Genomic DNA, 24,969 nt, shown 5'->3' with positions numbered 1-24,969 from the left:
AGCCTCCTGCGCGGGGTACGACAAAAGACAATTATAAGCCCCGCGGCAGCTAGTACAGGGTAGCGAAGGCATGGCAAAGAAACCAACGACGACGACGAGAAATCTCGACAGCGACGTGGCCAGGGAACTGGAAAAAGCGCTCGATCTCGACCTCAGCGGCGATATCGGCAGCGGCGATCTCGATATCGCGGCTTCGATGGAAGATCTGGAAGCGCAGATATCCCAGGCCGCCGACGAGCTGGCACGCGAGGGACGCAACCAGAAGCCGGCAGCCGCCGCCAATCAGGCTCCCATTGCCAATCAGCCCGCGAATCCCGCGCCGAAGGCCAAGCCGGCCGAACTGCGCCCCGTTGAGACACGCAATGGCAATGGCAATGGCACCCAGTCCACGACGGGCTTCGCGCCGGCCAATGATGATCGTCAGAAGGATTACAAGACCCTCCTGCACGGCCTCAACAGGCGCGCCTCCAACACCGTCTACTGGATTGTTGCCTTTGTCTCGCTCGCCTGGATCGCCGGCGCCGGCGGGCTCGCCAACCTGCTGTTCGGACCGAGCATCTGGAGGATCCGCACACTCGACCAGTTCCTTGCCCGTCCCGAGCTGATTGGCCTCGCCGTCGCGGCGATCGTGCCGATCATCCTGTTCTGGGCTTTCGCAGCCATGATTCGCCGCGCCCAGGACATGCGCATTGCCGCCCAGTCGATGACAGAAGTGGCCTTCCGCCTGACCGAGCCGGAAAACATGGCACAGGATCGCGTCATGATGATCGGCCAGGCCGTTCGCCGCGAGGTGGCGGCAATGGGCGAAGGCATCGAACGCACGCTTGCCCGCGCCGTGGAGCTGGAAACGCTGGTCCACAGCGAAGTCAACCAGATCGAGCGCTCCTATTCGGAAAACGAAACCCGCATCCGTTCGCTCGTCGACGGGCTTGGCAGCGAGCGCGAGGCAGTCGTCACCCATGCCGAGCGCGTCCGTGCCTCGATCGCCGGTGCGCATGAAACGCTCAGGGATGAAATCGGCTCCGCCAGCGACATCATACGCGACTCGATCCTCAATGCGTCGACCAAGCTGTCGATGACGATCACCAATTCCGGCGACACGCTCATCGACCGCATCAATGAAAGTTCGATGTCGATCTTCGATTCGGTGGAAGGCCGGCTCGACACCATCACCGACAAGCTTTCGACCTCCGGCGAGGCCTTCGCCAGCCTGCTCGACACGCGCATCGCCAAGCTGACGGATACGACGGACGGCCTGACCCGGTCGCTGACCGATCTGCTCGACGATCGCACCACCGGCATGGTTTCGCTGCTCGGCGGCGCCGCGCGCACCCTTAATTCGGAATTCGAAGCCAGTCTCAACGGCATCGAACGTACGCTGGCCGAACGCGGCCAGGCCCTGATCAGCGAATTCCAGACCCGCGCCGAAGCGCTCGACACCGGCACGCAGAAGCTCAACGCCGCGCTCGAGGCCCGCGCCCGGCAGATCAACGAGACGCTGGTCGAGCGCGCCCGCGAAATCGCCCACACCTTCGCCGAGAGCAAGGATACGCTGGCCGCGATGATCGATCAGGGCAAGACCCAGATCGGCGCCGACATGGCTGACATCGTCACCTCGACGTCGAGCATGCTGGAGGCTCGCGCCAGCGATTTTGCCGGTCGCATGGAAGCGGCGCGTCATGTCGTCTCGCGTTCCTTCGATAGCGACATCCAGCGGCTCGCCGACGCCCGTGTCGGCATTGAGGAAGCCGTCGAAAACCACAGCCGCAAGCTGTCCGAAAGCCGCGACCGCATGGCGGCCGCCATGCAGGCGGACCTGGAGAAATTCGCCGAAAGCCGCGACGGCATCGATGCCGCGGTGACCAACCAGGTGCAGAAGCTGGCCGAAGGCCGCAGCCTGATCGCGCGCGCCCTCGAAGAGGATCTGCGCAAGGTCAACGAATCGCGCGCCGCCATCGACGCGTCGCTCGGCAGCCACCTCGAAAGGCTGGAAGAAGGCCGCAACCGGCTTTCGCTGGCTCTCAACGAAGACTCCGGAAAACTCGTGCAAGCGCGCACGATCATTGATGAAATGGTCGCCGGTCATGTTGGAAAACTCGCCGAGGGCCGCAACATTCTGTCGCGCGCCCTGGAAGCCGACCTCGGCAAACTGTCCGACAGCCGCGCCAGCATTGACGGGCTGGTTGCCGGTCAGGTCGAGAAGATCGCCGAAGGCCGTGCGGTGCTCGCCAAGGCCTTGGAAAACGATATTGCCGGCATTAAGAGCCTGATCGAGGTGCATTCGGCAAAGCTCGTGGAAGACCGTAGCCAACTCGGCCGTTCGCTCGAGGACGATCTATCTGGCATCAGGAGCTTGCTTGACGATCACTCGGTCAAGCTCGCCAACGACCGCAGCCTGCTGTCGCAGACGCTGGAAGCCGACCTTGCCAAGCTGGCCGAAAGCCGCTCGAGCATTGACGGCCTCGTCGCCGGTCAGGTCGAGAAGCTGGCCGAGGGCCGCGACATTCTCAAGCGCGCGCTGGAATCGGACCTCAGCACCATCAAGGGTGTCATATCGAGCCAGTCGGAAAGGCTGGCGGAGGATCGCGGACAGCTTTCGCGGGTCCTCGAAGCCGACTTGCAGAATGTGAACAGCGTCATCGCCGACCACATGAACAGGCTCGTTCAGGATCGTTCGACCTTGTCGAAGGCTCTCGAGGACGACCTCGCGAAGCTGGCCGACAGCCGCTCCAGCATCGACGGGCTGGTCGCAGGTCAGGTCGAGAAGCTTGCCGAAGGCCGCGACATTCTCAAGCGCGCCCTCGAAGCCGACCTCAACACCATCAAGAACACCGTTGCCGACCAGTCGCAGAAGCTGGTCGACGACCGCGCCCAGTTCGCCAGGGCGCTCGAAGCCGATCTCGAAAGTGTCAACAGCCTCGTCAACAGCCATTCCGAGCGGCTCGTCCAGGATCGTTCGACCCTGTCGAAGGCGCTGGAAGTCGACCTTGATAGCGTCAACACCCTCGTCAACAGCCATGCCGAGCGGCTCGTCCAGGACCGGTCGACGCTGTCGAAGGCGCTGGAAGCCGACCTCGAGAGCGTCAGCGGCCTGGTCAGCAGCCATGCCGACAGGCTTGTCCAGGAACGCTCGACCCTGTCCAGGGCGCTCGAGGACGATCTTGCCAAGCTGGCCGAGAGCCGTTCGAGCATCGACGGCCTGGTCGCCGGCCAGGTCGAGAAACTGGCCGAAGGCCGCGACGTTCTCAGGCGCGCCCTCGAAGCCGATCTCGCCAAGCTCGCCGAAAGCCGCTCCAGCATCGACGGGCTGGTGGCCGGCCAGGTTGAGAAGCTCGCCGAAGGCCGCGACATTCTCAAGCGCGCCCTCGAGGCCGACCTGCAGAGGCTGAGCGAAAGCCGCGGCGATATCGACGGCGTCATCGCCGGCCATGTCGGCAGGCTGGCCGAAGGCCGCGACATGCTGAGCCGCGCGCTGGAAGACGATCTCGGCAAGCTCGCCGAGACCCGCAAGGACGTCGACCGCTCGCTGTCCGGTCATATCGACCAGATCGCCGCCAGAAGCACCGACATTTCGGCCGCGATCGCCGCCGATGTGGAGAAGATCGAGCAGGCGTTCAGCCGTCAGACCGGCATCATCGAGGAACGCGCCGGAACCATGGAGCGCGCGCTCTCGACCGGCGTCGACAATGTCCGCAGCGTGCTCGAAAAGAGCGCGGTCTTCGTCGCCGGCGCCCTGCGCGAAAAGGTCCTGGAAGTCACCAGCGCGCTGCATGAGCAGGCCGGTGCAGCCTTCAGCGACGCCGACCGCAAGATCGCCGAGCGCGCCGAACAGACGTCCGCCGCCCTTTTGGCGCGGGCCGAAGACATCGCCCGTACCTTCGAGGAAGCCGACCGTCGCCTCCACGCCCGTGCGGAAGATACGTCCAACGCCTTGCTCGCTCGCGCCGACGACACCTCCAGCTCGCTGCTGGCCCGTGCCCACGAAACCGCCGATCAGTTGGCCGCCCGCGCCGGCGAGATCGCCGGCACCTTCGAGCTGGCGGACCAGAAGCTCGCCGCCCGCGCCCAGGAAACGGCCGACCAGCTGGCTGCCCGGGCCCAGGATACCGCGGATCATCTGGCGGCCCGCGCAAGCGAGATTGCCGGCACCTTCGACGCAGCCGACCAGAAACTGGTCGCCCGCGCCGTCGAGACGGCACAATCGCTGGCCGCCCGCGCCGGTGACATCCTGCGCAACTTCGAAAGCGCCGACCAGCGGCTCGGCATGCGCATCGGCGAATCCGCCGAGGCTCTCGCCGCCCGTGCAACCGACCTTGGCCGCATTTTCGATGCCGCCGATCAGCAACTGGTCTCGCGCATCGCCGAGGGCTCGGATGCTCTGTCCAGCCGTGCGTCCGAGATCGGCCGCATCTTCGACGAGGCCGACCAGCGCCTGGTCTCGCGCATCGCCGACAGCTCTTCGACGATCGGCGAGCATGCGCAGACCATCGTCGGGGCTTTCGCCAGCACCGAGCAGAAGGTCGCCGATCGTGCGCGCCAGACCGGCCAGGAACTGGCCGTGCACGCCCGCGAAATCGAGCAGGCACTTGCCGGCGCCGACGAGCGTCTTGCGTCGACCGCGGCGGCCGCGGCCGCCCGTGTCGAGGAGCAGATCGCCAGCGTCGAGAACCGCCTCGCCCACACCACCGAAACGATAGGCCAGAGGCTCAACGAGCAGGTGTCGAGCGCCGAGGCACAGCTCGTTTCGCGCGCCAATGTGATCGCCGAGACCTTCACTGCTGTTGGCCAGCATATCGGCCAGAGCACCAACGACGCCGCCAAGACGATCGGCGCCAACACCCGCGAACTCAACACCATGCTCGCGGCGCGGTCGGCCGAAATGTCGAAGATCCTCGACGAAACCGCGCGGCCTTTAGTCGAGCGCTTCGCCCAGGGCGGCTCGGAACTGCAAAAAAGCATGGAAGAGGTCACCGAACGCGCGACCGAGAAGCTGCGCAGCGAAAATGCTGCCCTGGTCAACGCGCTCGCCAACCGCACCGCCGAGACCTTGTCGGCGGTTGAAGGCGCCCGCTCGTCGCTGTCGGACAGCGTTGCCGATCTCATCGGCCGCATGACTAATTCCAGTTCGCAGCTCGGCCAGCTGATCGAGCAGGCCGCGGTCAATCTCGGCCAGGTCGACGAACGCCTGACCGGCAGCACGCAGAGCTTCGCGGCGACAACCGAAAAAGCGGCGCAGACCTTTGCCAGCTCGGCGCGCCTGGTCGATTCGAACACCACAAGGCTGACGGAACTGTCGTCGTCGACCTTGCGCGAGGTGGCCTCGATCGCCACCAAGTTCGATGAGCACAGCCGCCTGCTGGCCAGCGCCTCGGACCTGTTGAGTTCGGCCCAGAGCAACCTCGAGCACACGCTGGAAAGGCAGTCGTCGCTCGAAGACCTCGCCGTCGGCCTGGTCAAGAAGTCGGAAGACCTCGAAAGGGTCATGCGCTCCTTCGAAAACCTCGTCGGCCAGACGCTGCAGAACGCCGAAGGCAAGACGATGGAGTCGGCCGACAAGATCCGCAACGCCATCACCGACGTGGTCGATTCGGCAACCAAGCGCTTCGCAGATGCTACCGATGAGATGCGGCGCACCGCGAGCTCGATCAAGAGCGAACTCGACCTCACCCGCGCCGAGCTCAAGAAAGGCGTTATCGAGATGCCGGAAGAGGCAAAGGAATCGACCTCTGCCATCCGCCGCGCCGTTTCCGAGCAGATCAACGCCCTGAAGGAGCTTTCGGACATCGTTGCGAAGTCCGGTCGCGGCGGCGGCGACAGCCCGGAGCCACGCAATCTGCGTCCAGCGCCGCAAGCGCCGGCGGCACGCCCTGCCGAACCGCCGCGTCGCGCGCCGGCACCGCAGCCGGAGCTTCGCACGCCCCAGGCGCCGTTGGGCGGTGCAGCACTGCGCGGCACGCTCGATCTAGAGCGTCCGGCAGAGCCGCGCCAGCGTCCTGACGCCGGCGCCCGCACGCCGCAGGGCGGCTGGGTGCGCGACCTGCTGACCGCGGCATCGAACGAGGCGGATCTCAGGCCGGCAGCACCGCCTTCGGCGCCTGCCGAAGCACCGCGCGCGGCCCCTGCCCAGCGCTCGCCGCTGCATGTCGTGGAATCGCTGAACTCGCTGTCCGTCGACATCGCACGGGCCATCGACCACGATGCTTCGATCGAGTTGTGGAACCGCTATCGGCGCGGCGAACGGGACGTGTTCACGCGCCGGCTCTACACGCTGAAGGGCCAGCAGACGTTCGACGAAATCCGCCGCAAGTATCAGGGCGAGGCTGAATTCCGCGCCGCCGTCGATCGTTACTGCGACGACTTCGAAAAACTGCTCAAGGATGTCTCGCGCAACGACCGCGACAACATCATGGCGCAGACCTACCTGACCTCGGACACCGGCAAGGTCTACACCATGCTGGCCCACGCCAGCGGGCGCCTGCACTAACCACGAATTGAACAGGCGGGGCCATGGTCCCGCCTGGCCCTGGCTCCGTCGCGCGCTGAACCATTCACACCTGTCTGACCCTCGCCAAAAGGGTACCAACCGTGAAGACGGCCATCATATTCGACTGCGAGTTTCTCTGCCTTGAGGGGTCGCAACGTCGGTTTTGGTGCGCAGCCCACGATCCCGACCCGGTCATCGCGCAGATTGGCCCGGTCAGGCTCGGTCTCGAAGATGACTTTCCCGCTGCTCGGCACGCACAAGGCCTATATCAGACCGATCGACCGGTTTGGCCGGAGATACGAACTCGATCCGTTCTTCACCAGACTGACCGGCATCACCAAGAAAAACATCGAGACCGAAGGGGTTGCGCTTGGAGAAGCACTTGCCGGGGTCGATCGCTTTTCCGATGGCGCGCGGTTCTGGTCCTGGGGCAAGGACGAACTGAACATGATGGCCATCAGCTGCTACGTCGCGGGCATTCGGCCGTCCATCCCCGCCACCCGGTTCGACAACGCCGTCAAGCTGCTGATCGCGGCCGGGATGCCGATCGAGGATCTGGCGCACACGCCGAGCAACAAGCTCGCGGACTATTACGGCGTCGAACACCCGCCATTGCAGGGACATGACGCGCTCGACGACGCGCTGTCCGTAACCTACACGCTGCAGCATCTGATGAAGACCGGGAAGCTGCGGCCGGAAGCCTTCGACCGCTTGTAGCTTGAAGCGTCTGGCGGGATTGCGCTCAGATCACCGAATCCGTCCAGCGAACGATCTGCTTGGCGGCATCGCCGAAGGCACTGTCGAGCGCACTGATATAGGCGGGATTGCCGCTGCCCGAAACGGGCGCGGACGCGGTGAAGCTCTTGGAAGCGCGCACCTCGCCGTTGCGATCGTTGAGCAGGCGCACGAACAGGTCGACCTCGGCATGTTCGCCACCGTCCACACTCACTTCGAAGGAACGGATCTCGACGATCACCTGGTAATCGATCGCCAGGCCCTCGCCCGGCTTGCCGACGCCGGCAAAGCTGCCGGAACGCTGGAAGGTCTCCGCTAGCCGCGCCTGCACGATTAGCGGCAGCCGGTCGGCCCATTGCGCGCCCTTCAGATACTGGATCGAGTGGTCGGAGGGCTTGATGACGATGTTCTGGCTGTCCAGCGCCTTGAGCGCCGAGGGCTGGGCGATCAGGATTTGCTTGCGGCTATGGCCATGGGCGTCAACCGACGGCGCCGAAAGCTCGAATGTGTCGAGCGGCGCAGGCTTGCCGCCCAGTACCGCACAGCCGGCAAGCGATAGCGCAAGCAGCGCCGCAGCCGGTGTCAATCCACCTGTTCTCACCCACACCGACTTCACGCGCGATCCCCGTTGTCCCCGGATCGTAAGATCAACCCGCATCCGCAACTCATGTTCTTGGGGCGAGGAGGCGCCGAAGTCAACGCCGCGCCCTGCCGTCGAATTGCCGAACCTCGCCGTCGCCACCCGAAAGAATGCGCTGCGGATTGCGGCTGAGATCCGTGACTGCTTCCTCGATGCGCGTGATCGAGCGGCGGCTGTCCTGCACCAGCGCCTCGACATTCGACAGGCCTTGGCCCGAGAAGCGCGCCAGATTGTCGGTGATGACGCCAAGTCGCGCATTCAGCGTATCGGCAACCTGCTTGAACGACTTCAGCGTATCCCTGGCGTCGGCCATCACGCCGTCGGCCTGCCCCGAGCCGAGCAAGGTATCGACCCTGGCGAGGATGCCGTCGACGCGTACCGAGGCGTCGTTGAGCCGCTGCGCCAATTGCTTGGCATCCTTGATCGTCTGGTCGATGTCATCGGCGCGGTTGGCGAACTTGTCGGTCACCACGGCAATGTCGGCAGCGGCCTTGTTGGCGTTTTCGCTGGCCTTCTGGATGTTGGCCAAAGCCTCACGCACCTGCGCCGGGTCGACACCCTCGAGCACGCCGTCGACCTTGGCCAGCGTGCCTTGCGTCTGCTTGGCGAAATCATTGACGGACCCGACCGCCGTGTCGACATTCTTGATCACGCCGTCGAGCTGTTGCGATGTCTGCTTGAGGTTCGCGGTCACCGTATCGACATTGGCGACGATGCTCTTGATCTTGTCCCTATCGACGGCATTGAGCAGGCCTTCCGCCGCCTTCAGCGTGCCGTCGAGCTTGCCGGACACGCCCTTCAGTTCGTCGGACAGCGCGCTGACGCTGGACAGGAACTTGTCGATGCCGTCGGAATTCCTGGCCAGCGCATCGGAGAATGTCTGCGCATTCTGCACGGTCTGCGTCAGCGGCCCCCGAACATCCCTGGTGAAGCCCTCGAGTTCGCTCAGCACCTTGTCGGCGCGGGTGAAGATGTTCTGCGCCGTCTGCAGCAGATTGGTCACGGCGGAAGGGTTGGCGACGATCTCGGCGACCTTGCCTTCCTTCTCGGCCTGGTCGAGGAGTTTCACTTCCTTGGGGTCGGCGCCCTTGAGCTCGATATTGGCCTGCCCGGTGAGGCCGGCAAGCCCGATATCGGCCTGCGTCGACTTGGTGATCGGCGTCAGCCGGTCGATCTCGGTGTCGGCGATGGCGACAGTCGGATTGTCGACGTCGATATAGACGCGCTTGACGTCACCGACCTTGACGCCGTTGAACAGCACGAAGCTGCCGCGGCCAAGACCGGAAGCCGAACCAGGGATGCGCACGCGCAGCAGCGTCGTCTCGCCTCTGTCGCCGATCGCCGCCGTCCAGTAGACGAAGCCGAACGCCGCCAGGATCGCAACCAGCGTAAAAATGCCGACAATGACGTAGTTGGCTCTGGTTTCCATTATTTCACTTATGGCTATGCACGTGCGGCAAGATCAAGTTGGCGGGCGCGTTTTCCGCGGAAATAGGATTTTACCCACGGTTCCTCGCTCTTCAGCATGTCGTCGATGGTGCCCTCGACCAATACTTTCTTCTTGCCGAGCACCGCCACGTGGTCACAAGCGGTAAACAGCGTATCGAGGTCGTGCGTGACCATATAGACGGTCAGATCCATGGTGTCGCGCAGCTTGACGACAAGTTCGTCGAACTCGGCAGCACTGATGGGGTCGAGGCCGGACGTCGGCTCGTCGAGAAAGACGATATCCGGGTCGAGCGCCAGGGCGCGCGCAAGTGCTGCGCGCTTGATCATGCCGCCGGAAAGTTCTGACGGGAATTTCTGCGCCGCGTCCGGCGGCAGACCGACCAGCTCGATCTTGAGCAGCGCCAGCTCGTCCATCAGCTTCCTTGGCAGGTCTAGATATTCGCGCATCGGCACCTGCACGTTCTCCTGCACGGTCAGTGCCGAAAACAGCGCGCCATGCTGGAACAGCACGCCAAGGCGCATGTCGATGCGCAGGCGCTCAATATCGCTTGCCTTGTCGACGTCGACACCAAACAGCTTGATCGTTCCCGACTGCTTGCGCATCAGCCCGAGAATGGTCCGCAAAAGGACGGACTTGCCGGCGCCCGAAGCGCCGACGAACCCCAGGATCTCGCCGCGCTTGATGTCGAGCGAAAGCTTGTCGAGGATCAGCTTGTCGTCGATGGCAACGGTGACGTCGCGCACCGAAAGGACGATCTCGTTCTCGTCCTTTTCCTCCACCTTGATGCCATTGCCCTTCGCCATGGTGTCAGAACTCGATGGCTGCGTAGAACATGGCGAAAAGCCCGTCGAGGATGATGACGACGAAGATCGACTTCACCACGGAGGCGGTCACGTGCTGGCCGAGCGATTCGGCGCTACCGCCGACCTTCATGCCTTCGACCGAGGCGATCGTGCCGATGATCATGGCCATGAACGGCGCCTTGATCAGCCCGGCGAAAATCGTGCTGAGATCGATAGCGACACGCAAGCGGTCGATGAATGCGGCGGGTGGGATATCGGAGTAGAGCCACGCCGCGACGATGCCGCCTCCGAGTGCGGCAAAATTGGCGATGATCGTCAGGCACGGCAAGGCGATCACCAGCGCAACCAGCCGCGGAAAGACCAGGACCCCTATCGGATTGAGACCGATGACCTTCAGCGCGTCGACCTCCTCGCGCATCTTCATCGAGCCGATCTCGGCGGTGATCGCGCTGCCGGAGCGGCCGGCGATCATGATTGCCGTCATCAGCACGCCGAGTTCGCGCAGGATCAGCACGCCGACGAGGTCGACGACGAAGATATCGGCGCCGAAATAGCTGAGCTGGTAGGCGCCTTGCTGGGCAACGATGGCGCCGACGATCGCCGACATCAGCACCACCACAGGAATGGCGCCGACGCCCATGCGGTCGATCTGGTTGAAGATCGCCGCCGGGTTGACGGCATGGCCACGGCCGAGCTTCATCTGCGCACCGCGGATGGTGGCGCCCAGAATATTCATCGAGGCGAAGAAATCGTCGCGCATCTCGTAGACGCGCCGGCCAACCGCCTCCAGCGCCCGAATGACGATGTTGGGCGGCCGCGCCGGGCCGGATTCGGGTTCGCGCCGCACAGCCTCGCCGACCGCGTCGAGCAGGATGGCGGCGATCTCGCTTTGGCCTTGCATCCGGACCTCGACGTTCTTCTTCTCGAAGGCGCTGACCAGCCGGTCGATCAGCCAGGCGCCGGCGGTATCGATCTTCTCGATTTTCGAAAGATCGAGCGCCAAGGTCTTGAAACCGTTTCGTTTCTCGATCTTGCGCATGTCGGCGTCGATCAGCGCCACCGTCCGTGTCGTCCAGATTCCGGAGAACGCGCAGCCGAGCACGCCACCCTCCTCGCCGACCGCGACGCGCGGTTGGTGGTCAGCCTCCGAGGCGGTGGTGCCGCTTGCGTCGCGCTTGCCGATGGTCAACATGGCGTCCTGTTTAGCCTGATGGGTCCGACCTTGTCGATTTGCCGACAACCCTTCTGGCACAGCCGGAGCAGAAAAATATGGCGCGTGTCATTTCGGTTGAGGCCGAGAGTTTTCCAATCGCCGGCACCTTCACCATTTCGCGCGGCTCCAAGACCGAGGCCGAGGTCATCACATGCAAGATCAGCCAGGATGGTCATAGCGGGCGCGGCGAGTGCGTTCCCTACAAGCGCTATGGGGAAACCATGGACGGCGTACACGCCGCGATTGAGGCCATGCGCGAGCGGATCGCCGGCGGCATCGACCGGACCGCTTTGCTCGACGCAATGCCGGCGGGAGCCGCCCGCAACGCCGTCGACTGCGCGCTCTGGGACCTTGAAGCCAAGATCAGCGGCAAGCCGGTGGCAAACGCAATCTGGCCCGCACCGCTGCGTCCACTGGAAACCGCCTACACACTGTCGCTAGGCGAACCCGAAGCGATGGCGGCACAGGCCCGCGCCAATGCCGGCCGGCCTTTGCTGAAGGTCAAGATCGGCGGCGACAACGACATGGCCAGGATTCGTGCTGTGACGGAAGCAGCGCCTCAGAGCCGAATCATCCTCGATGCCAATGAGGGTTGGACCGACGACAACATCGTCGCAAACCTCGCTTTCGCGGCGGAGCGAGGCATTGCGCTGGTCGAACAGCCCCTGCCCGCTGGCCAGGACCAGATCCTGCGCCACATCGCCCATCCGCTGCCGATCTGCGCCGACGAAAGCGTGCATGAGGCGAAGAACCTGGAAACGCTGGTCGGTCTCTACGATGCCGTCAACATCAAGCTCGACAAGTCGGGCGGACTGACGGCGGCGCTCATGCTGCGCGACCGCGCCCGCGAGCTCAGTTTTGGCATCATGGTTGGCTGCATGGTCGGCACGTCGCTTGCCATGGCGCCGGCGGTGCTGCTCGCCCAGGACGCCGATTTCGTCGACCTCGACGGTCCGCTGCTACTTGCCCGCGACCGTGTTCCGGGTCTCGTCTACCAGGGATCGCTCGTCTCCCCTCCGGACCGGGCGCTTTGGGGCTGAGCGCGCGGCGAACCCGATCAGCACCAGGCCGACGATCGCGATCGGGATCATCACCAGGAAACCATCGACGCCGAGACGGTCATAGAGCGGGCCGGAAGCCAGCGTAACGGCTGCCATGAAGAAGCCGTTGAAGAAATAGGCGATGCCTTGCGCCGCACCCGTGCGCTCTTCGGAGACAGTCTCGGCGATCATTCTCTGCAGACCGATGAGCACCATTGCGACAGACACCGAGTGCAGTGACTGCACGGCGAAGAAGCCGGCGATGCCGAGCCCGAGCGGCCAGACCAGTGGAAAGATGATCCAGCGCACGATGGAGCCGATGCCGGCGATCACCATCACCCTGACGACCGACACGGAAGCGAAAATACGGTTGAAAAACAAGAACATGCAGACTTCGGACACCACGCCCCAGGCCCACAGCAGGCCGACCACGGAATCGCTGATGGCGATCGATTTCCAGTAGATGGAAACGAAACCGTAGAGGAAGGCGTGGCTGGCGGTGATGATGCCGACGCCAAAGGTGAAGTAGAGGAAATAGGCATTGAACAGGCTCGGCGCCGCGTGCTGGATTTCCGCGGCCGACAACGGCGAGGCCTTGCGCGGGCGCCCCATGCGCGGCGCCAGCAGCCCGGCGACGAGCGCCGCGCCAAGGGCAAGGAATATGATCACCGGAACGGCTTGGGGTCCGGTGGCCGCCAGGATGAAGCCGCCCGCGACATTGGCGCAGAGATAACAGATCGATCCCCATTTGCGCATGCTTGCATAGTTCGAGCCGAAGCGGCGCACGCCCGAAAGCGCCAGCGAATCGGCGATCGGCGAATGCGGCGTCCAGACAATGGTCAGCGCCAGCGACACCGCCAGCACCATCGCGTAGGTTGGCGTGAGGAAATAACCCGCCGACAGCAGCAGGGAGGCTGCCACCAGCGCGACATAGACATTGGCACGGTCCCTCGCCCGATCGGCGAGCGTCGTCAGCAGTGGAGTGGTCACCACGCGCAGGAACATTGGCGCGGCCAGGATGACGGCGATCTGTTCGGCGTGAAATCCCTTGGCCTGCAGCCACAGCGGGAAATAGGGCAAATGCGTGCCGAGCGATATGAACAATGTGCCGAAGATCAGGCTCATGCGCAGTTCGAAATGGCGCGGTTTGACGAGCTGTTCTGGCGAAAGCGGTGGCAGGGACATGAATCGATCCAATAACGCCGCGCTCTACCGGCTGACGACGTGGATCGATCCCTTAACATGGCGGAAAACCAGGCGAAACCGGCTGGACCAATCGATTGACGCTTAAAGTTGTCGCGGCCTTCGTGTCAGGCCGCCTGCCCGACCCGATCCTCGATGAGCATCGGGATGAAAGGTTCGTCAAACGACTCCGGCAGCACCTGCGCCCAGGTCAGGATTTCCATCCGGCCATCGAAGTGCTCGACCACGGCCGTGCAGCTTTCCACCCAGTCGCCGGTGTTGATGTAGCGCACGTCATCGAAATTCTCGATCGCGGCATGGTGGATATGGCCGCAAATAACCCCGTCGACATGCGAGCGGCGGGCTTCCTCGGTCAGCACGGTCTGGAACGAGCCGATGAAGTTGACCGCCTTCTTGACCTTGACCTTGGCCCAGGACGAAAACGACCAGTAAGGCAGGCCGAGCAATTGGCGCAGCCGCGTCACCACGCGGTTGACGATCATCGCCGCGTCATAGGCGTGGTCGCCGAGATAGGCGAGCCAGCGCTGGTTGTGGACGACTGTGTCGAACTGGTCGCCATGGATGACGAGCAGGCGCTTGCCGTCGGCCGTTTCATGGATGGCGCGGTCGGCGACGACGATGCCGCCGAAATGTACGCCCTGGAACTGGCGGGCGAACTCGTCGTGATTGCCGGCGATATAGGTGATGTTGGCGCCCTTGCGCGCCTTGCGCAGCAATTTCTGCACGACGTCATTGTGGCTTTGCGGCCAGTGCCAGCTGCGCCGCAGCCGCCAGCCATCGACGATATCGCCGACCAGATAGATGATGTCGGCGTCATGGTAGCGCAGGAAATCGATCAGGAACTCGGCCTTCGCCGCCTTTGAGCCGAGATGGACGTCGGAAATGAACATGCTGCGGAAAGTGCGGGGCTCTGGGCCTGACATCGCGATTTCACCCTTGCTTTCGCGCAGCCTATGCCCCGATTCATGCAACAACCGTATGACGGTTGCGATTGGTCCAGCCTAAGGACTAGCTTGCCGGCCAAATCACAGGAGAAATCGTCATGGATCTTGGTATCCGCGGAAAGAAGGCTATCGTCTGCGCTTCGAGCAAGGGTCTTGGAAAAGGCTGCGCCATGGCGCTGGCCGAGGCCGGTTGCGATATCGTCGTCAATGGGCGCAACGCCGAACTGGTGGCCAAGACCGCCGCGGAGCTGCGCGCGCGTTACAGCGTGACCGTGACGGAAGTCGTCGGCGACGTCTCGAAGCCGGAAGTGCAGAAGGCGCTGCTCGCCGCCTGTCCGGAGCCCGACATCCTCGTCAACAACAATGGCGGGCCGCCGCTGCGCGATTTCCGCGAACTCGATCGCGCCAAAATCCTCGAAGGCGTGACACAGAACATGGTGACGCCGATCGAACTGGTGCAGGCCGTCCTCGACGGCATGGCGAAGCGCGGCTTCGGCCGCATCGTCAACATCACCTCGCTGTCGGTCTATGTCCCAATTCCCGGTCTCGACCTGTCGTCGGGCGCGCGCGCCGGCCTGACCTCCTTCCTTGCCGGCGTGGCGCGAACGGTGATCGACCGCAACGTCACCATCAACAGCCTCTTGCCCGGCAAGCTCGACACCGACCGGCTGCGCGGCCCGCATGAGGCCGGCACACCAGAGGATCCGGCGGCTGCCGCCGCGCGCAAGACCCGCATCAGCGCCGATGTCCCGGCCAAGCGGCTCGGAACGCCGGAGGAATTCGGCCAGATCTGCGCCTTTCTCTGCTCGGTCCATGCCGGCTATCTCACGGGCCAGAACATACCGGTCGATGGCGGCCTCTACGTCAGCGCCTTCTGATCTAGAGGTCAGCGAAGCGGCGCGACTCATCTGGCATGAAATGGCCGCAAGCATCTGATATATATTGATTTTCGACGCGTCGCCACTTAATGCTGCCGGCGCGTCAATTAGCGTCGCGAAAAATCTAGGCCGCATGCTAAAAGGACTCCCGACACAGGTTTCGAGGGAGCGGCCGCATGGAAGGCGAGAACAAGAAAACGGCACGTTCGGACCTCGACGAAGCCGCCCTCTACTTCCACAAGCATCCGACGCCGGGAAAGCTCGAGATCCAGGCAACCAAGCCGCTCGGCAACCAGCGCGATCTGGCGCTTGCCTATTCGCCCGGCGTGGCTGCGCCTTGTCTTGAGATCCGCGACAATCCGGCAACCGCTGCCGATTACACGGCGCGCGCGAACCTCGTCGGCGTCGTCTCCAACGGCTCGGCCGTGCTCGGCCTCGGCAATATCGGCCCGCTGGCCTCCAAGCCGGTCATGGAAGGCAAGGCGGTTCTGTTCAAGAAGTTCGCCGGCATCGACGTCTTCGACATCGAGATCGACGCCCCCGAGATCGAGCGCATGGTGGAGACCGTCGCCGCTCTCGAACCCACTTTCGGCGGCATCAATCTCGAGGACATCAAGGCGCCGGAGTGTTTCGAAGTCGAGGAACGGCTGAAAGCTCGCATGAGCATACCGGTGTTCCACGACGACCAGCATGGCACCGCCATCATCGTCGCTGCCGCCGTGCTCAACGGACTGGAATTCGCCGGCAAGACCATCTCGGACATCAAGGTCGTCACCTCCGGTGCGGGTGCGGCCGCCCTTGCCTGCCTGAACCTTCTGGTCTCGCTCGGCGTGCGCATCGAAAACATCTGGGTCACCGATCGTTTCGGCGTCGCCTACAAGGGCCGCACCGAAGAGATGGACCGCTGGAAAGACCCCTATGTGAAGGACACCGAGGCGCGCACGCTGGCCGACGTCATCCCGGGCGCCGATGTCTTCCTCGGCCTTTCGGCCGCCGGCGTGCTGAAGCCGGAACTGCTGCAGCACATGGCGCCAAAGCCTTTGATCCTGGCGCTGGCCAATCCCAATCCCGAGATCATGCCGGAAGTGGCGCGCGCGGCGCGTCCCGATGCCATGATCTGCACCGGCCGCTCCGATTTTCCCAATCAGGTCAACAATGTCCTATGCTTCCCCTACATCTTCCGGGGCGCGCTCGACTGCGGCGCCAGCGCCATCAACGAGGAGATGAAGATGGCTGCCGTGCGGGCCATCGCCGCTCTTGCCCGCGAAGAGCCTTCGGACGTCGCCGCACGCGCCTATTCGGGCGAGACGCCGATCTTCGGGCCCGATTTCCTGATCCCCTCGCCCTTCGATCCCAGGCTGATCCTGCGCATCGCGCCGGCCGTCGCCAAGGCGGCCTGCGACACCGGTGTGGCAACGCGGCCGATCACCGACTTCGCCGCCTATATCGACAAGCTCAATCGCTTCGTCTTCCGCTCCGGCCTGGTGATGAAGCCGGTGTTCTCGTCCGCCAAGGCATCGAGCGCCAAGCGCGTCATCTATGCCGATGGCGAGGACGAGCGCGTGCTGCGCGCCGCCCAGGTGGTGCTCGAGGAAGGCATCGCCGAGCCGATTCTGATCGGCCGTCCGCATGTCATCGAGGTCAGGCTGAAGCGCTACGGGCTGCGCATCAAGCCGGGCGTCGATTTCGGCCTGATCAACCCCGAGGACGATCCGCGCTACCGCCACTATGTCGACCTGCTGATCGAACTCGCCGGCCGGCGCGGCGTCACGACGGAGGCCGCGCGCACCATGGTGCGCACCGACAACACGGTGATCGCGGCACTCGCGCTGAAGCGCGGCGACGCCGACGCCATGGTCTGCGGCCTTGAAGGGCGCTTCGAGCGGCATCTGCGCAACGTGACGCTGATCATCGGACCGCGCGCGGGCATCAAGGACTATGACCTGTCGACGCTTTCGATGCTGATCTCGCAGCGCGGCATCATCTTCCTCACCGACACCCACGTCTCCGTCGACCCGACGGCCGAGGAGATCGCCGAGATGACCGTGCTGGCGGCCGAGGAAATCCAGCGCTTCGGCATCGAGCCGAAGGCGGCCCTTCTGTCGCATTCGGATTTCGGTTCGCGCGATTCACCAAGCGCGCTCAAGATGCGTCAGGCGGCGGCGATCCTGGCGCGCATCGCGCCGGAGTTGCAGTGCGACGGCGAAATGCATGCCGATTCCGCGCTGTCCGAGCATCTACGCCAGCGCGTCTATCCGCATTCGCGGCTGAAGGGCGAGGCCAATCTGCTGGTGTTCCCCAACCTCGATTCGGCCAACATCACGCTGACGGCGCTGCGCGCCATGATGGATGCGTTGCATGTCGGCCCGATCCTGCTCGGCACCGACATGCCGGCCCACATACTGACGCCCTCGGTCACGTCGCGCGGTGTGGTCAACATGACTGCGCTGGCGGTGGTCGAGGCCGCGCACAAGGCACAGGCCGTCGCCAATCTGGACTAGGCCGAAGCCGGCTTCAGCTGGCTCGGCCTGGTCTTCCGGGCAGCATCCTCACATGCCGGCGACAAGTTGTTGCAAATGGTGGTGTTGCCGATAGGCAACTTGCGATTGTGGAAATTCGGCCTTGGCTGGAAGCAGATTTCGCAGGAAAGGCCGACCTGATATGGTTGCGCATCTGATCTGACGGCGAGGACGTCATGAAAGGCTTCTTGCTCGCATCCGCATTGCTGTCGTTGATCGGCGGACAAGCTCTGGCCGCGGACGCCATCGGTTCCGAGCCCGCGACCGTCCATGACTGGTCCGGCGTCTATGTCGGCGGGCAGATCGGCTACGGGTTCGGCAGGACCGACGCGGTTTTCAGTTCGCCCAACACGCCAACGTTTCAGGCAAGCCAGGACTACGACATCGACGGATTCCTGGGTGGTGTTCAAGTCGGCTATAACTACCAGATCAATTCCATGGTTCTCGGCGTCGAAGCCGACATTGCCGGCGCGGACATCAAGGGACACTCGGGCGAAATCAATGTCGGCGTCCGCGGCGATACATACGATACCAAGGTGGACTGGTTTGGAACGCTGCGCGCCAGCGCCGGATATGCGTTCGACAACAGCTTGATCTATGGAACCGGCGGCCTTGCTTACGGAAGCGTTGAAAACCGATACCTTGACGGGCCTTTCAATAGCTTTTCGGAAAAGGGCACCAAAACTGGATGGACTCTTGGCGCAGGGTTGGAACAGGCATTTACCGATCATTGGTCGGCGAATGTCGAGTATCTTTATGTCGATCTGCGCGACCAGACCATCGACTACGGCGGCAGCAACACCGAGTTCGATAACAAGTTCAGCACGGTCAAGATCGGCATGAACTACAAGTTCTGACAAGCAGCCGAAATAGACGATTAACCGCGAACGGGGTAGCTTGGCGGGCACGGGCTAGCGGGATTGAGACGGATGACAAGCGGAGGGTCGAAGCGGGCGCATGCTGCCATGCTGCTTGGCCTCCTGCTGTCCGGCGCCACCATCACCGAGTCACACTCCGCCTCGCGGGTCTGCCGTCAATTGGAGGCCGATCTTGCCGCGGCTTCGCGTGGCGGCGGCGGTGGTCCGGCCATGATCCGCAAATACGATGCCGCGATCGACCGGCAGCGTGAACAGATCTCCAAGGCACGCGACCAGGCGGACAATGCAGGTTGCGGGTTTTCGCTGTTTTCCCGCAACATCAATCGATGCGCCGGGCTCAACGCCACCATCGACCGCATGAACGCCAATCTCGACAGTCTCCAGGCCAAGCGTGCGCAACTCGCCGGTGGCGGCGGCTCGCGTCACGACCGTGGCCGCATCCTGGCTGCGCTCGACGCCAATGGCTGCCGCGACGACACGGTTGCTCCGCGCCGCCCGCCGCTGCAGGAAGCCGACCGCGAAGACGGCAACGCCAACCTGTTCGACCAGCTTTTCGGCGGCGACAACCAGCCGAGCGACACGCCTGACCAGCCGGACGATCCCGGCGAGGAACGCAATGTCCACCGCGTCCTGAACCTGCCCGGCGTTCCAGACGCTCCGGGCACCGGCGGCGAGTTCCACACCACCTGCGTGCGCACCTGCGACGGCTATTTCTTCCCGATGTCGAATGCCGCCTCGGTCGGCGATTTCGAGCGCGACCAGAAGAATTGCCAATCGAGCTGCCCCGGCACCGAGATGCAGGTCTTCTATTCGCGCGGCATGGACGACGATTCAGCCTCGATGACGTCATCGGTCACCGGCAGGCCCTACAGCGAGCTTCCGACCGCCTATCTCTACAAGCAGTCCAACATATCGCGGCCGCCGGCCTGCGGCTGCAATGCCGCGCAGAATTTCCAGATCATTGGCGGCAACCCGCCGGCCCCGCATCAGTCGCTGCCGGAAACGGAAGCGGCACCGTTGGTTCCCATGCCGGCCTCCAAGCCCGATCCGGGCACCGACCCGGAAACCCTGGCCAACAGGGACGGCGGGCTCGACCGCGGCGCCATCAAGCGGCTTTCCGCCAAGCCGGTGACGTCGCCGGTATCCGCCTTGCCGCCGGAGCAGCGCAAGGTCAGGGTCGTCGGGCCAACGTTCCTTCCCGACCCATCAGCGGCAATAAATCTGCAAGCTCCGGCCCCGAAGGCAGTCCAGTAAGGGCAAGCCTCAGCGGCATGAACAGCCCCTTGCCCTTGCGCCCTGTCGCTTCCCTGATCTTGCCGGTCCAGTCCTTCCAGACCGCTCCGTTCCAGGGCTCTTCGGGCAGGACTTCGAAGGCCTGTCCGAGGAAGTCACGATCGTCGTCCGAGAATTCCGGTCTGTCCTGCGGCCCCTCGCGCAGGATTCGCCACCAGCCCACCGCATCGGCCAGCCGGTCGAGATTGCCGCGCACCGCCAGCCAGAACGGCTCGGCCTGTTCGCCGGAGATGCCAAGCACCATCAGCCTGTCGCGCGCCTCGTCGAACGGCATATGGTGCATCAGCGCGCGGTTGAGCACGAACAGTTCGTCCGGATCGAACTTGGCCGATGATTTCGAGGTCGCGGCCGGATCGAAACGGCCGGCGAGTTCGGCGAGGTCATGCGCGGCCGCGACATTCTCCGAGGTGCCGACCAGAACGGCGAGCGACGCGACGGCCATAGGCTCGATGCCATCCTCGCGCAGGCTTTCGATGGAGAGTGCCCCGGTGCGCTTAGACAGCCCCTCGCCCGAGACGGTGGTCAAGAGATTGTGGTGGCCGAAGACAGGCGGCTCGGCGTCCAGCGCCTTGAACAGGGCAATCTGCACGCCGGTGTTGGTGACATGGTCGTCGCCGCGGATGACGTGGCTGACACCCATCTCGATGTCGTCGACGACGGACGGCAACGTGTAGAGATAGGTGCCGTCCTCGCGCACCAGCACTGGATCCGAGAGCGAAGCCAGATCGACCGTTTCCTGGCCACGCACCAGATCGTTCCAATGAACCTCGGTGCGTTCGGGCTGCAGCGGGTCGCTGGTAAAATTGGGCAGCAGGAAGCGCCAGTGCGGCCGGCGCCCGTCGGCCTGGTATTCGGCCACCTGCTCCTGCGTCAGCGCCAGGGCCTCGCGGCCATAGACCGGCGGCAGGCCGCGCGTGCGGCGCACCTTGCGCCGAAGATCGAGTTCTTCCGGTGTTTCGTAGCAGGCATAGAGAACGCCCGCTGCCTTCAGCCGCTCGACCGCCGCGTCATAGACCTCGAAGCGCCGCGACTGATATTCGGTAGCATCGGGAAAAACGCCCAGCCAATGCAGGTCGTAGAGGATGGCGTCGGCGAATTCCTGCTTCGAACGGCCAATGTCGGTGTCGTCGAAGCGCTGGATGAAGCGGCCCTTGTTGTTCAGCGCAAACAGCCAATTGAACAGAGCGGTGCGCGCATTGCCGATATGGATGCGGCCGGTCGGTGACGGGGCGAAACGAACGGTAACTGTCATGAGCGGGGCGTACCGGATGCCTTTGTGATTGACAAGATGCGCCCCCGCGCTGGTCGGCACACATAGAACATGATGCGCGCGATGAAAAGACTAGGCCATGCGAAGCGCATGGCCTTATCCGATCAGAACAGCTGGTTGAAAGCGATCAGCGGCCGAAGTCGTCGGAACTGAGGCGGGTCCAGCGGTCGCCCATCAACCCACCGATAAAGATGTCGCCGGAGCGGACCGCTTGCGCGACCTCGGGGATGCGCGAGCGCACCATCGTCCCCCCGGCATAGCGGAAGAAGACATTCTTGTAGCTGAAGAGTTGCGGCATGAACCTGCTCTGCGTCTGCCCGATGATGCCTGCGCAGCCCATATTCCACGCGTCCTTCATCACGCCATCCAGCGTCGCACCCCAGTGAGGTCCAGAGGACTGGAGTTGCAACAGGTTCGCGATGCCGCCGGCCTGCCCGTAGAAAGCGTAGCAACCGAGTATTTTACCAGTCTCGTCGTAGGTCCCACCAAAATGAAGGGGGCCGTCGGCCCGTTTCTCGGCCGCCAGCGCGAGCAGCCGTGGCAGTTCGCCATCCTGCCAGCGCGGCCGAAGCGCGTAATCTGAGATAATGGCCGGCAGCCGCTCCGCAAACTGCGCGGCATCCATCGGCTCGCGATGGACCCGGTGTGACGAGGAATGCTGGACAGGCGGCTCGAACCTTCTTCTCGTAAAAGCGTCGAATGCTCGGGCGCAGGGATCGAGCACGAAGCGCGGCAGACCCGGCCATTTACCGCGCGCCACGGCGGAGGCCACCGCGGCCGGGCGAAAAATGCGGGTCCATCCCAGGCAATGCGCCGGCAGCAACTGATATTTCATCGGGCGCGCGAAGGCCAGGGATACCCGGTTGGCCGAATCGGTGAGGTGCAGATCGAATTCGCCTTGATGCACGGCACGCAGCAATTGCGGCCCGGCCGAACCGTGATCGGTGCCGGTGTCAGCCATGAGCGGACCAATGATTGCGGCATTCAATGTCGCGCCGTTGAGCTCGTAGCGGGCCTTCAGGACACCGAGGAAGCCACCCAGATCTCCCTGCGGGTTGATCTGGACAAGAGCGTTGCTCGCGCCTGGCTGCCCGGCAGGGTCGAGATAGATCTTGCTCATATACTCGGCCACCTCAGCGATCGCACGATCGAGGAGGTGACGTCGCCGACGGCGAAACTTCGTCAGGAAGAGTGCGGCGACCCGCTCGAGATCTTCGGCGGCGAGTGGCCGAACCGAGCCATGGTGAATTGCCAGCACCGGCGGCGCAGCTGCTTTTTCCGCACCAGTATCTTCGGAAGCAAGATGCATAAGTGAAGCCGAAATCCCGCGCTGACCAATCTGATCCCAGGATACGGACTTACGCTACCTGGATTGCTTTTGCGTAAATATATGACAACCAGTGGTAGAAATGGCGTGTCGTGCCCCGGCATCGTAAAAAACGTCTAAACCGCGGGAATGCCGCAAGAGCATGCTGCGCAGGTCACTCCGGCTGACAGCGCCTGATGGAGATGGCCTCCGGCCGATGCCGGAGGCCATCTCGGGTCAAACGACCAGTCCCTTGGTCAGTTCGAGCGCCTGACGCTCGAACAGGCGGCGGTAGATGCCGCCTTTCAGCCGGATCAACTCGTCATGCGAGCCTTCTTCGACAATGTTGCCGCGATCGAAGACCAGCAGCCTGTCGAGCGCCCGCACCGTCGACAGCCGGTGGGCGATGACCAGCGTGGTGCGCCCGACCATCAGCCGCTCCATCGCCTGCTGGATCAGCACCTCCGATTCCGAATCGAGGCTCGACGTCGCCTCGTCCAGGATCAGGATGCGCGCATCGGCCAGGAAGGCGCGCGCGATCGCCACGCGCTGCCGCTCGCCGCCCGACAATTTCACGCCGCGCTCGCCGACCAGCGTGCCATATCCCTTCGGCAGGCTGGTGATGAAGTCATGCGCGCTCGCCAGCTTCGCGGCATGCTCGATCTCCTCCTGGGTCGCGTTCGGCCTGGCATAGGCGATGTTTTCGGCCAGCGAGCGATGGAACAGGATCGGCTCCTGCTGGACGATCGCGATCTGCCCGCGCAGCGACGCCTGCGCCACCTGCGAGATGTCCTGGCCGTCGATCAGGATCTTGCCCGCATTGACGTCATAGAGCCGCTGGATCAGCTTGACGAAGGTCGTCTTGCCCGAACCGGAGTGACCGACGAGCCCGACGCGTTCACCCGGCGCGATATCAACCGAAAAGTCGCGATAGAGCGGCGACCGGTGATTGCCGTAGTGAAAAGTGACCTTGTCGAAGCTGATCGACCCTTGCGTGATCCGGATCGGCCTGGCGCCGGGCCGGTCCTCGATGCTGAGCGGTTCGGACTGGAAATCGACCAGTTCCTCCATGTCGTTGATCGAACGCTGCAAATTGCGGATATGCGTGCCGATATCCCTGAGATAGCCCTGCAGCACGAAGAACGAGGTCAGCACGAAGGCGACGTCGCCGGCGCTCGCCTGCCCCCACGACCACAAGAGCAGCGACAGGCCGATCACAGCGGCGCGAATGACCAGCAGCAGCGCCCCTTGCGTGGTGCCGTTGACGGTGCCGCGCACCCAGGTGCGCCGCGTGCGCGCCCGCCATTTGGCGACAACCCTGGCGAGGCGGCGCTCTTCGCGCTCCTCGGCGCCAAAGCCCTTGACCACGGCGTTGCAGCTGACAGCGTCGGCAAGCGAACCGCCAAGACGCGTGTCCCAGGTATTGGCGAGCCTGGCCGCCGGCGCGACATAGCCAAGCGACAGCATCGCCGTCACCATGATGAACAGCACCGAGCCGGCGGCGACGACCACACCCATCAGCGGCCAGAACCAGCCAAGCAGCAGCGTCGAGCCGACGAGCATGACCACCGACGGCAGCAGCGCGATCAGGATGGTGTCGTTGAGCAGGTCGAGCGCCCAGATGCCGCGCGTCACCTTGCGCACGGTCGAGCCGGCAAACGAGTTGGCGTGCCAGTCGGTGGAAAAGCGCTGGACGCGATGGAAGGCATCGGCGGCGATGTCGGCCATCATCTTCAGCGTCAGTTCGACGATGCCCATGAACGCCAGGTTGCGCAGCACGACGCCCGTCAAGGCAAGCGCCATCAACATCGAAAACGCCGTCATTGCGGCATTCCAGGCAATGGCGTCCGCGCCGGCGCTGCTGGCGACGGCGTCGACCAGCCGGCCGGAATAGAGCGGCGTCAGGACGTCGGCCAGCGTCGACAGCAGGAAACCACCCATGATCAGCGAAAGCCGCCAGGGCTGGCGCCGCCAATGGGTGAGCGTGAAACCAAGAACGCTGCGAAAGGCGCTCGCGCGCAAATCGATCTTGAAACGAGCCATGATGTCATTCGGGCACAAATGCGCCCGATCCCAAGAAGGTCGAAAATTGAAGAAGCCGCGCAAGGGGCCAATGATTGCCCAAAAGCGGAGTGGCATATTTTGGCGTCACGCCCGTAGTCGGGCGGCGACCGGCATCGGCAAAAGCCTGTGCTCAAACCGGCTCCAATGCGAAGGACGGACCTTCGCGGGGCGCCGGATGAGACCTAGGCTTCGCGGCCTCGCATTACCATCTTAAATACTGCCATTCGGACCTCCCGCAAGTGAATCGCG

At 63.8% G+C, this 24,969-nt stretch carries 15 protein-coding genes and 1 pseudogene; 7 read left to right on the top strand and 9 right to left on the bottom strand.

Annotated elements, in window-relative coordinates; all coding sequences use genetic code 11:
* Positions 1 to 70 precede the first annotated feature (70 nt).
* Positions 71 to 6,484, top strand: coding sequence for a kinesin (locus JG747_RS20080; protein WP_202359883.1), 6,414 nt, complete (start codon positions 71 to 73; stop codon positions 6,482 to 6,484).
* 101 nt (positions 6,485 to 6,585) lie between these two features.
* A pseudogene (locus JG747_RS20075) lies at positions 6,586 to 7,201 on the top strand (exonuclease).
* Positions 7,202 to 7,226: 25 nt separating this feature from the next.
* Here JG747_RS20075 and JG747_RS20070 read toward each other — a convergent pair.
* From JG747_RS20070 to JG747_RS20055, 4 genes are read right to left on the bottom strand one after another with little or no spacing between them, the layout of a single operon-like run.
* Positions 7,227 to 7,877, bottom strand: a complete 651-nt coding sequence (locus tag JG747_RS20070) for an ABC-type transport auxiliary lipoprotein family protein (RefSeq protein ID WP_051112898.1) — start codon at positions 7,875 to 7,877, stop codon at positions 7,227 to 7,229.
* A 37-nt stretch (positions 7,878 to 7,914) separates the two neighbouring features.
* Positions 7,915 to 9,288 carry an MlaD family protein gene (locus tag JG747_RS20065; protein ID WP_019858345.1) on the bottom strand — a complete coding sequence of 458 codons (1,374 nt, stop codon included), beginning with the start codon at positions 9,286 to 9,288 and terminating at the stop codon, positions 7,915 to 7,917.
* A 14-nt stretch (positions 9,289 to 9,302) separates the two neighbouring features.
* Complete coding sequence (locus JG747_RS20060; protein ID WP_019858346.1) at positions 9,303 to 10,112, bottom strand: ABC transporter ATP-binding protein; 810 nt, start codon at positions 10,110 to 10,112, stop codon at positions 9,303 to 9,305.
* A 4-nt stretch (positions 10,113 to 10,116) separates the two neighbouring features.
* Positions 10,117 to 11,304 (bottom strand): ABC transporter permease, encoded by a 1,188-nt coding sequence (locus JG747_RS20055; protein ID WP_064985684.1) that lies wholly within the window; start codon positions 11,302 to 11,304, stop codon positions 10,117 to 10,119.
* 77 nt (positions 11,305 to 11,381) lie between these two features.
* On the opposite strand from JG747_RS20055, the gene dgcA reads away from it, so the two are divergent.
* Positions 11,382 to 12,365 carry an N-acetyl-D-Glu racemase DgcA gene (gene dgcA, locus JG747_RS20050; protein ID WP_202359882.1) on the top strand — a complete coding sequence of 328 codons (984 nt, stop codon included), beginning with the start codon at positions 11,382 to 11,384 and terminating at the stop codon, positions 12,363 to 12,365.
* On the opposite strand, the gene JG747_RS20045 is transcribed toward dgcA, so the two are convergent.
* Positions 12,285 to 13,550, bottom strand: coding sequence for an MFS transporter (locus tag JG747_RS20045; RefSeq protein ID WP_202359881.1), 1,266 nt, complete (start codon positions 13,548 to 13,550; stop codon positions 12,285 to 12,287). The genes dgcA and JG747_RS20045 overlap by 81 nt on opposite strands.
* Positions 13,551 to 13,675: 125 nt before the next feature.
* On the bottom strand, positions 13,676 to 14,491 hold the full coding sequence (locus JG747_RS20040; RefSeq protein WP_027046875.1) for a UDP-2,3-diacylglucosamine diphosphatase: 816 nt from the start codon (positions 14,489 to 14,491) through the stop codon (positions 13,676 to 13,678).
* Between the two features lie 119 nt (positions 14,492 to 14,610).
* Between JG747_RS20040 and JG747_RS20035 the strand changes: the two genes are divergently transcribed.
* From JG747_RS20035 to JG747_RS20020, 4 genes are all read left to right on the top strand, one after another.
* Positions 14,611 to 15,390, top strand: coding sequence for an SDR family oxidoreductase (locus tag JG747_RS20035; RefSeq protein ID WP_019858351.1), 780 nt, complete (start codon positions 14,611 to 14,613; stop codon positions 15,388 to 15,390).
* Between the two features lie 176 nt (positions 15,391 to 15,566).
* Positions 15,567 to 17,891 carry an NADP-dependent malic enzyme gene (locus JG747_RS20030; RefSeq protein ID WP_038646993.1) on the top strand — a complete coding sequence of 775 codons (2,325 nt, stop codon included), beginning with the start codon at positions 15,567 to 15,569 and terminating at the stop codon, positions 17,889 to 17,891.
* Positions 17,892 to 18,085: 194 nt separating this feature from the next.
* A complete protein-coding gene (locus tag JG747_RS20025; protein WP_019858353.1) occupies positions 18,086 to 18,766 on the top strand; it encodes an outer membrane protein in 681 nt (226 codons plus the stop codon).
* A 72-nt stretch (positions 18,767 to 18,838) separates the two neighbouring features.
* Positions 18,839 to 20,041, top strand: a complete 1,203-nt coding sequence (locus tag JG747_RS20020) for a DUF2865 domain-containing protein (RefSeq protein WP_202359880.1) — start codon at positions 18,839 to 18,841, stop codon at positions 20,039 to 20,041.
* On the opposite strand, the gene JG747_RS20015 is transcribed toward JG747_RS20020, so the two are convergent.
* The 3 genes from JG747_RS20015 to JG747_RS20005 form a co-directional block, all read right to left on the bottom strand.
* Positions 19,959 to 21,332 carry a glutamate--tRNA ligase gene (locus JG747_RS20015; protein WP_019858355.1) on the bottom strand — a complete coding sequence of 458 codons (1,374 nt, stop codon included), beginning with the start codon at positions 21,330 to 21,332 and terminating at the stop codon, positions 19,959 to 19,961. The two genes, JG747_RS20020 and JG747_RS20015, sit on opposite strands and share 83 nt — an antisense overlap.
* Before the next feature lie 145 nt (positions 21,333 to 21,477).
* Positions 21,478 to 22,659 (bottom strand): hypothetical protein, encoded by a 1,182-nt coding sequence (locus JG747_RS20010; protein ID WP_202359879.1) that lies wholly within the window; start codon positions 22,657 to 22,659, stop codon positions 21,478 to 21,480.
* A gap of 234 nt (positions 22,660 to 22,893) precedes the next feature.
* Positions 22,894 to 24,699: an ABC transporter ATP-binding protein gene (locus JG747_RS20005; protein ID WP_202359878.1), complete on the bottom strand. Its 1,806-nt coding sequence runs from the start codon at positions 24,697 to 24,699 to the stop codon at positions 22,894 to 22,896.
* Between the last annotated feature and the right edge of the window lie 270 nt (positions 24,700 to 24,969).

This window comes from Mesorhizobium sp. 131-3-5 (assembly GCF_016756575.1).
In the GTDB taxonomy this organism is placed as follows: Bacteria; Pseudomonadota; Alphaproteobacteria; order Rhizobiales; family Rhizobiaceae; genus Mesorhizobium; species Mesorhizobium jarvisii.
The sequence above is the reverse complement of the archived record's forward strand: the minus strand, read 5'-3'. Positions and strand labels throughout refer to the sequence as shown.

Coding starts and splice junctions, on each gene's coding strand:
- JG747_RS20080 (WP_202359883.1), top strand. CDS start 71: ATGGCAAAGAAACCAACGACGACGACGAGAAATCTCGACAGCGACGTG.
- JG747_RS20070 (WP_051112898.1), bottom strand. CDS start 7,877: ATGCGGGTTGATCTTACGATCCGGGGACAACGGGGATCGCGCGTGAAG.
- JG747_RS20065 (WP_019858345.1), bottom strand. CDS start 9,288: ATGGAAACCAGAGCCAACTACGTCATTGTCGGCATTTTTACGCTGGTT.
- JG747_RS20060 (WP_019858346.1), bottom strand. CDS start 10,112: ATGGCGAAGGGCAATGGCATCAAGGTGGAGGAAAAGGACGAGAACGAG.
- JG747_RS20055 (WP_064985684.1), bottom strand. CDS start 11,304: ATGTTGACCATCGGCAAGCGCGACGCAAGCGGCACCACCGCCTCGGAG.
- dgcA (WP_202359882.1), top strand. CDS start 11,382: ATGGCGCGTGTCATTTCGGTTGAGGCCGAGAGTTTTCCAATCGCCGGC.
- JG747_RS20045 (WP_202359881.1), bottom strand. CDS start 13,550: ATGTCCCTGCCACCGCTTTCGCCAGAACAGCTCGTCAAACCGCGCCAT.
- JG747_RS20040 (WP_027046875.1), bottom strand. CDS start 14,491: ATGTCAGGCCCAGAGCCCCGCACTTTCCGCAGCATGTTCATTTCCGAC.
- JG747_RS20035 (WP_019858351.1), top strand. CDS start 14,611: ATGGATCTTGGTATCCGCGGAAAGAAGGCTATCGTCTGCGCTTCGAGC.
- JG747_RS20030 (WP_038646993.1), top strand. CDS start 15,567: ATGGAAGGCGAGAACAAGAAAACGGCACGTTCGGACCTCGACGAAGCC.
- JG747_RS20025 (WP_019858353.1), top strand. CDS start 18,086: ATGAAAGGCTTCTTGCTCGCATCCGCATTGCTGTCGTTGATCGGCGGA.
- JG747_RS20020 (WP_202359880.1), top strand. CDS start 18,839: ATGACAAGCGGAGGGTCGAAGCGGGCGCATGCTGCCATGCTGCTTGGC.
- JG747_RS20015 (WP_019858355.1), bottom strand. CDS start 21,332: ATGACAGTTACCGTTCGTTTCGCCCCGTCACCGACCGGCCGCATCCAT.
- JG747_RS20010 (WP_202359879.1), bottom strand. CDS start 22,659: ATGCATCTTGCTTCCGAAGATACTGGTGCGGAAAAAGCAGCTGCGCCG.
- JG747_RS20005 (WP_202359878.1), bottom strand. CDS start 24,699: ATGGCTCGTTTCAAGATCGATTTGCGCGCGAGCGCCTTTCGCAGCGTT.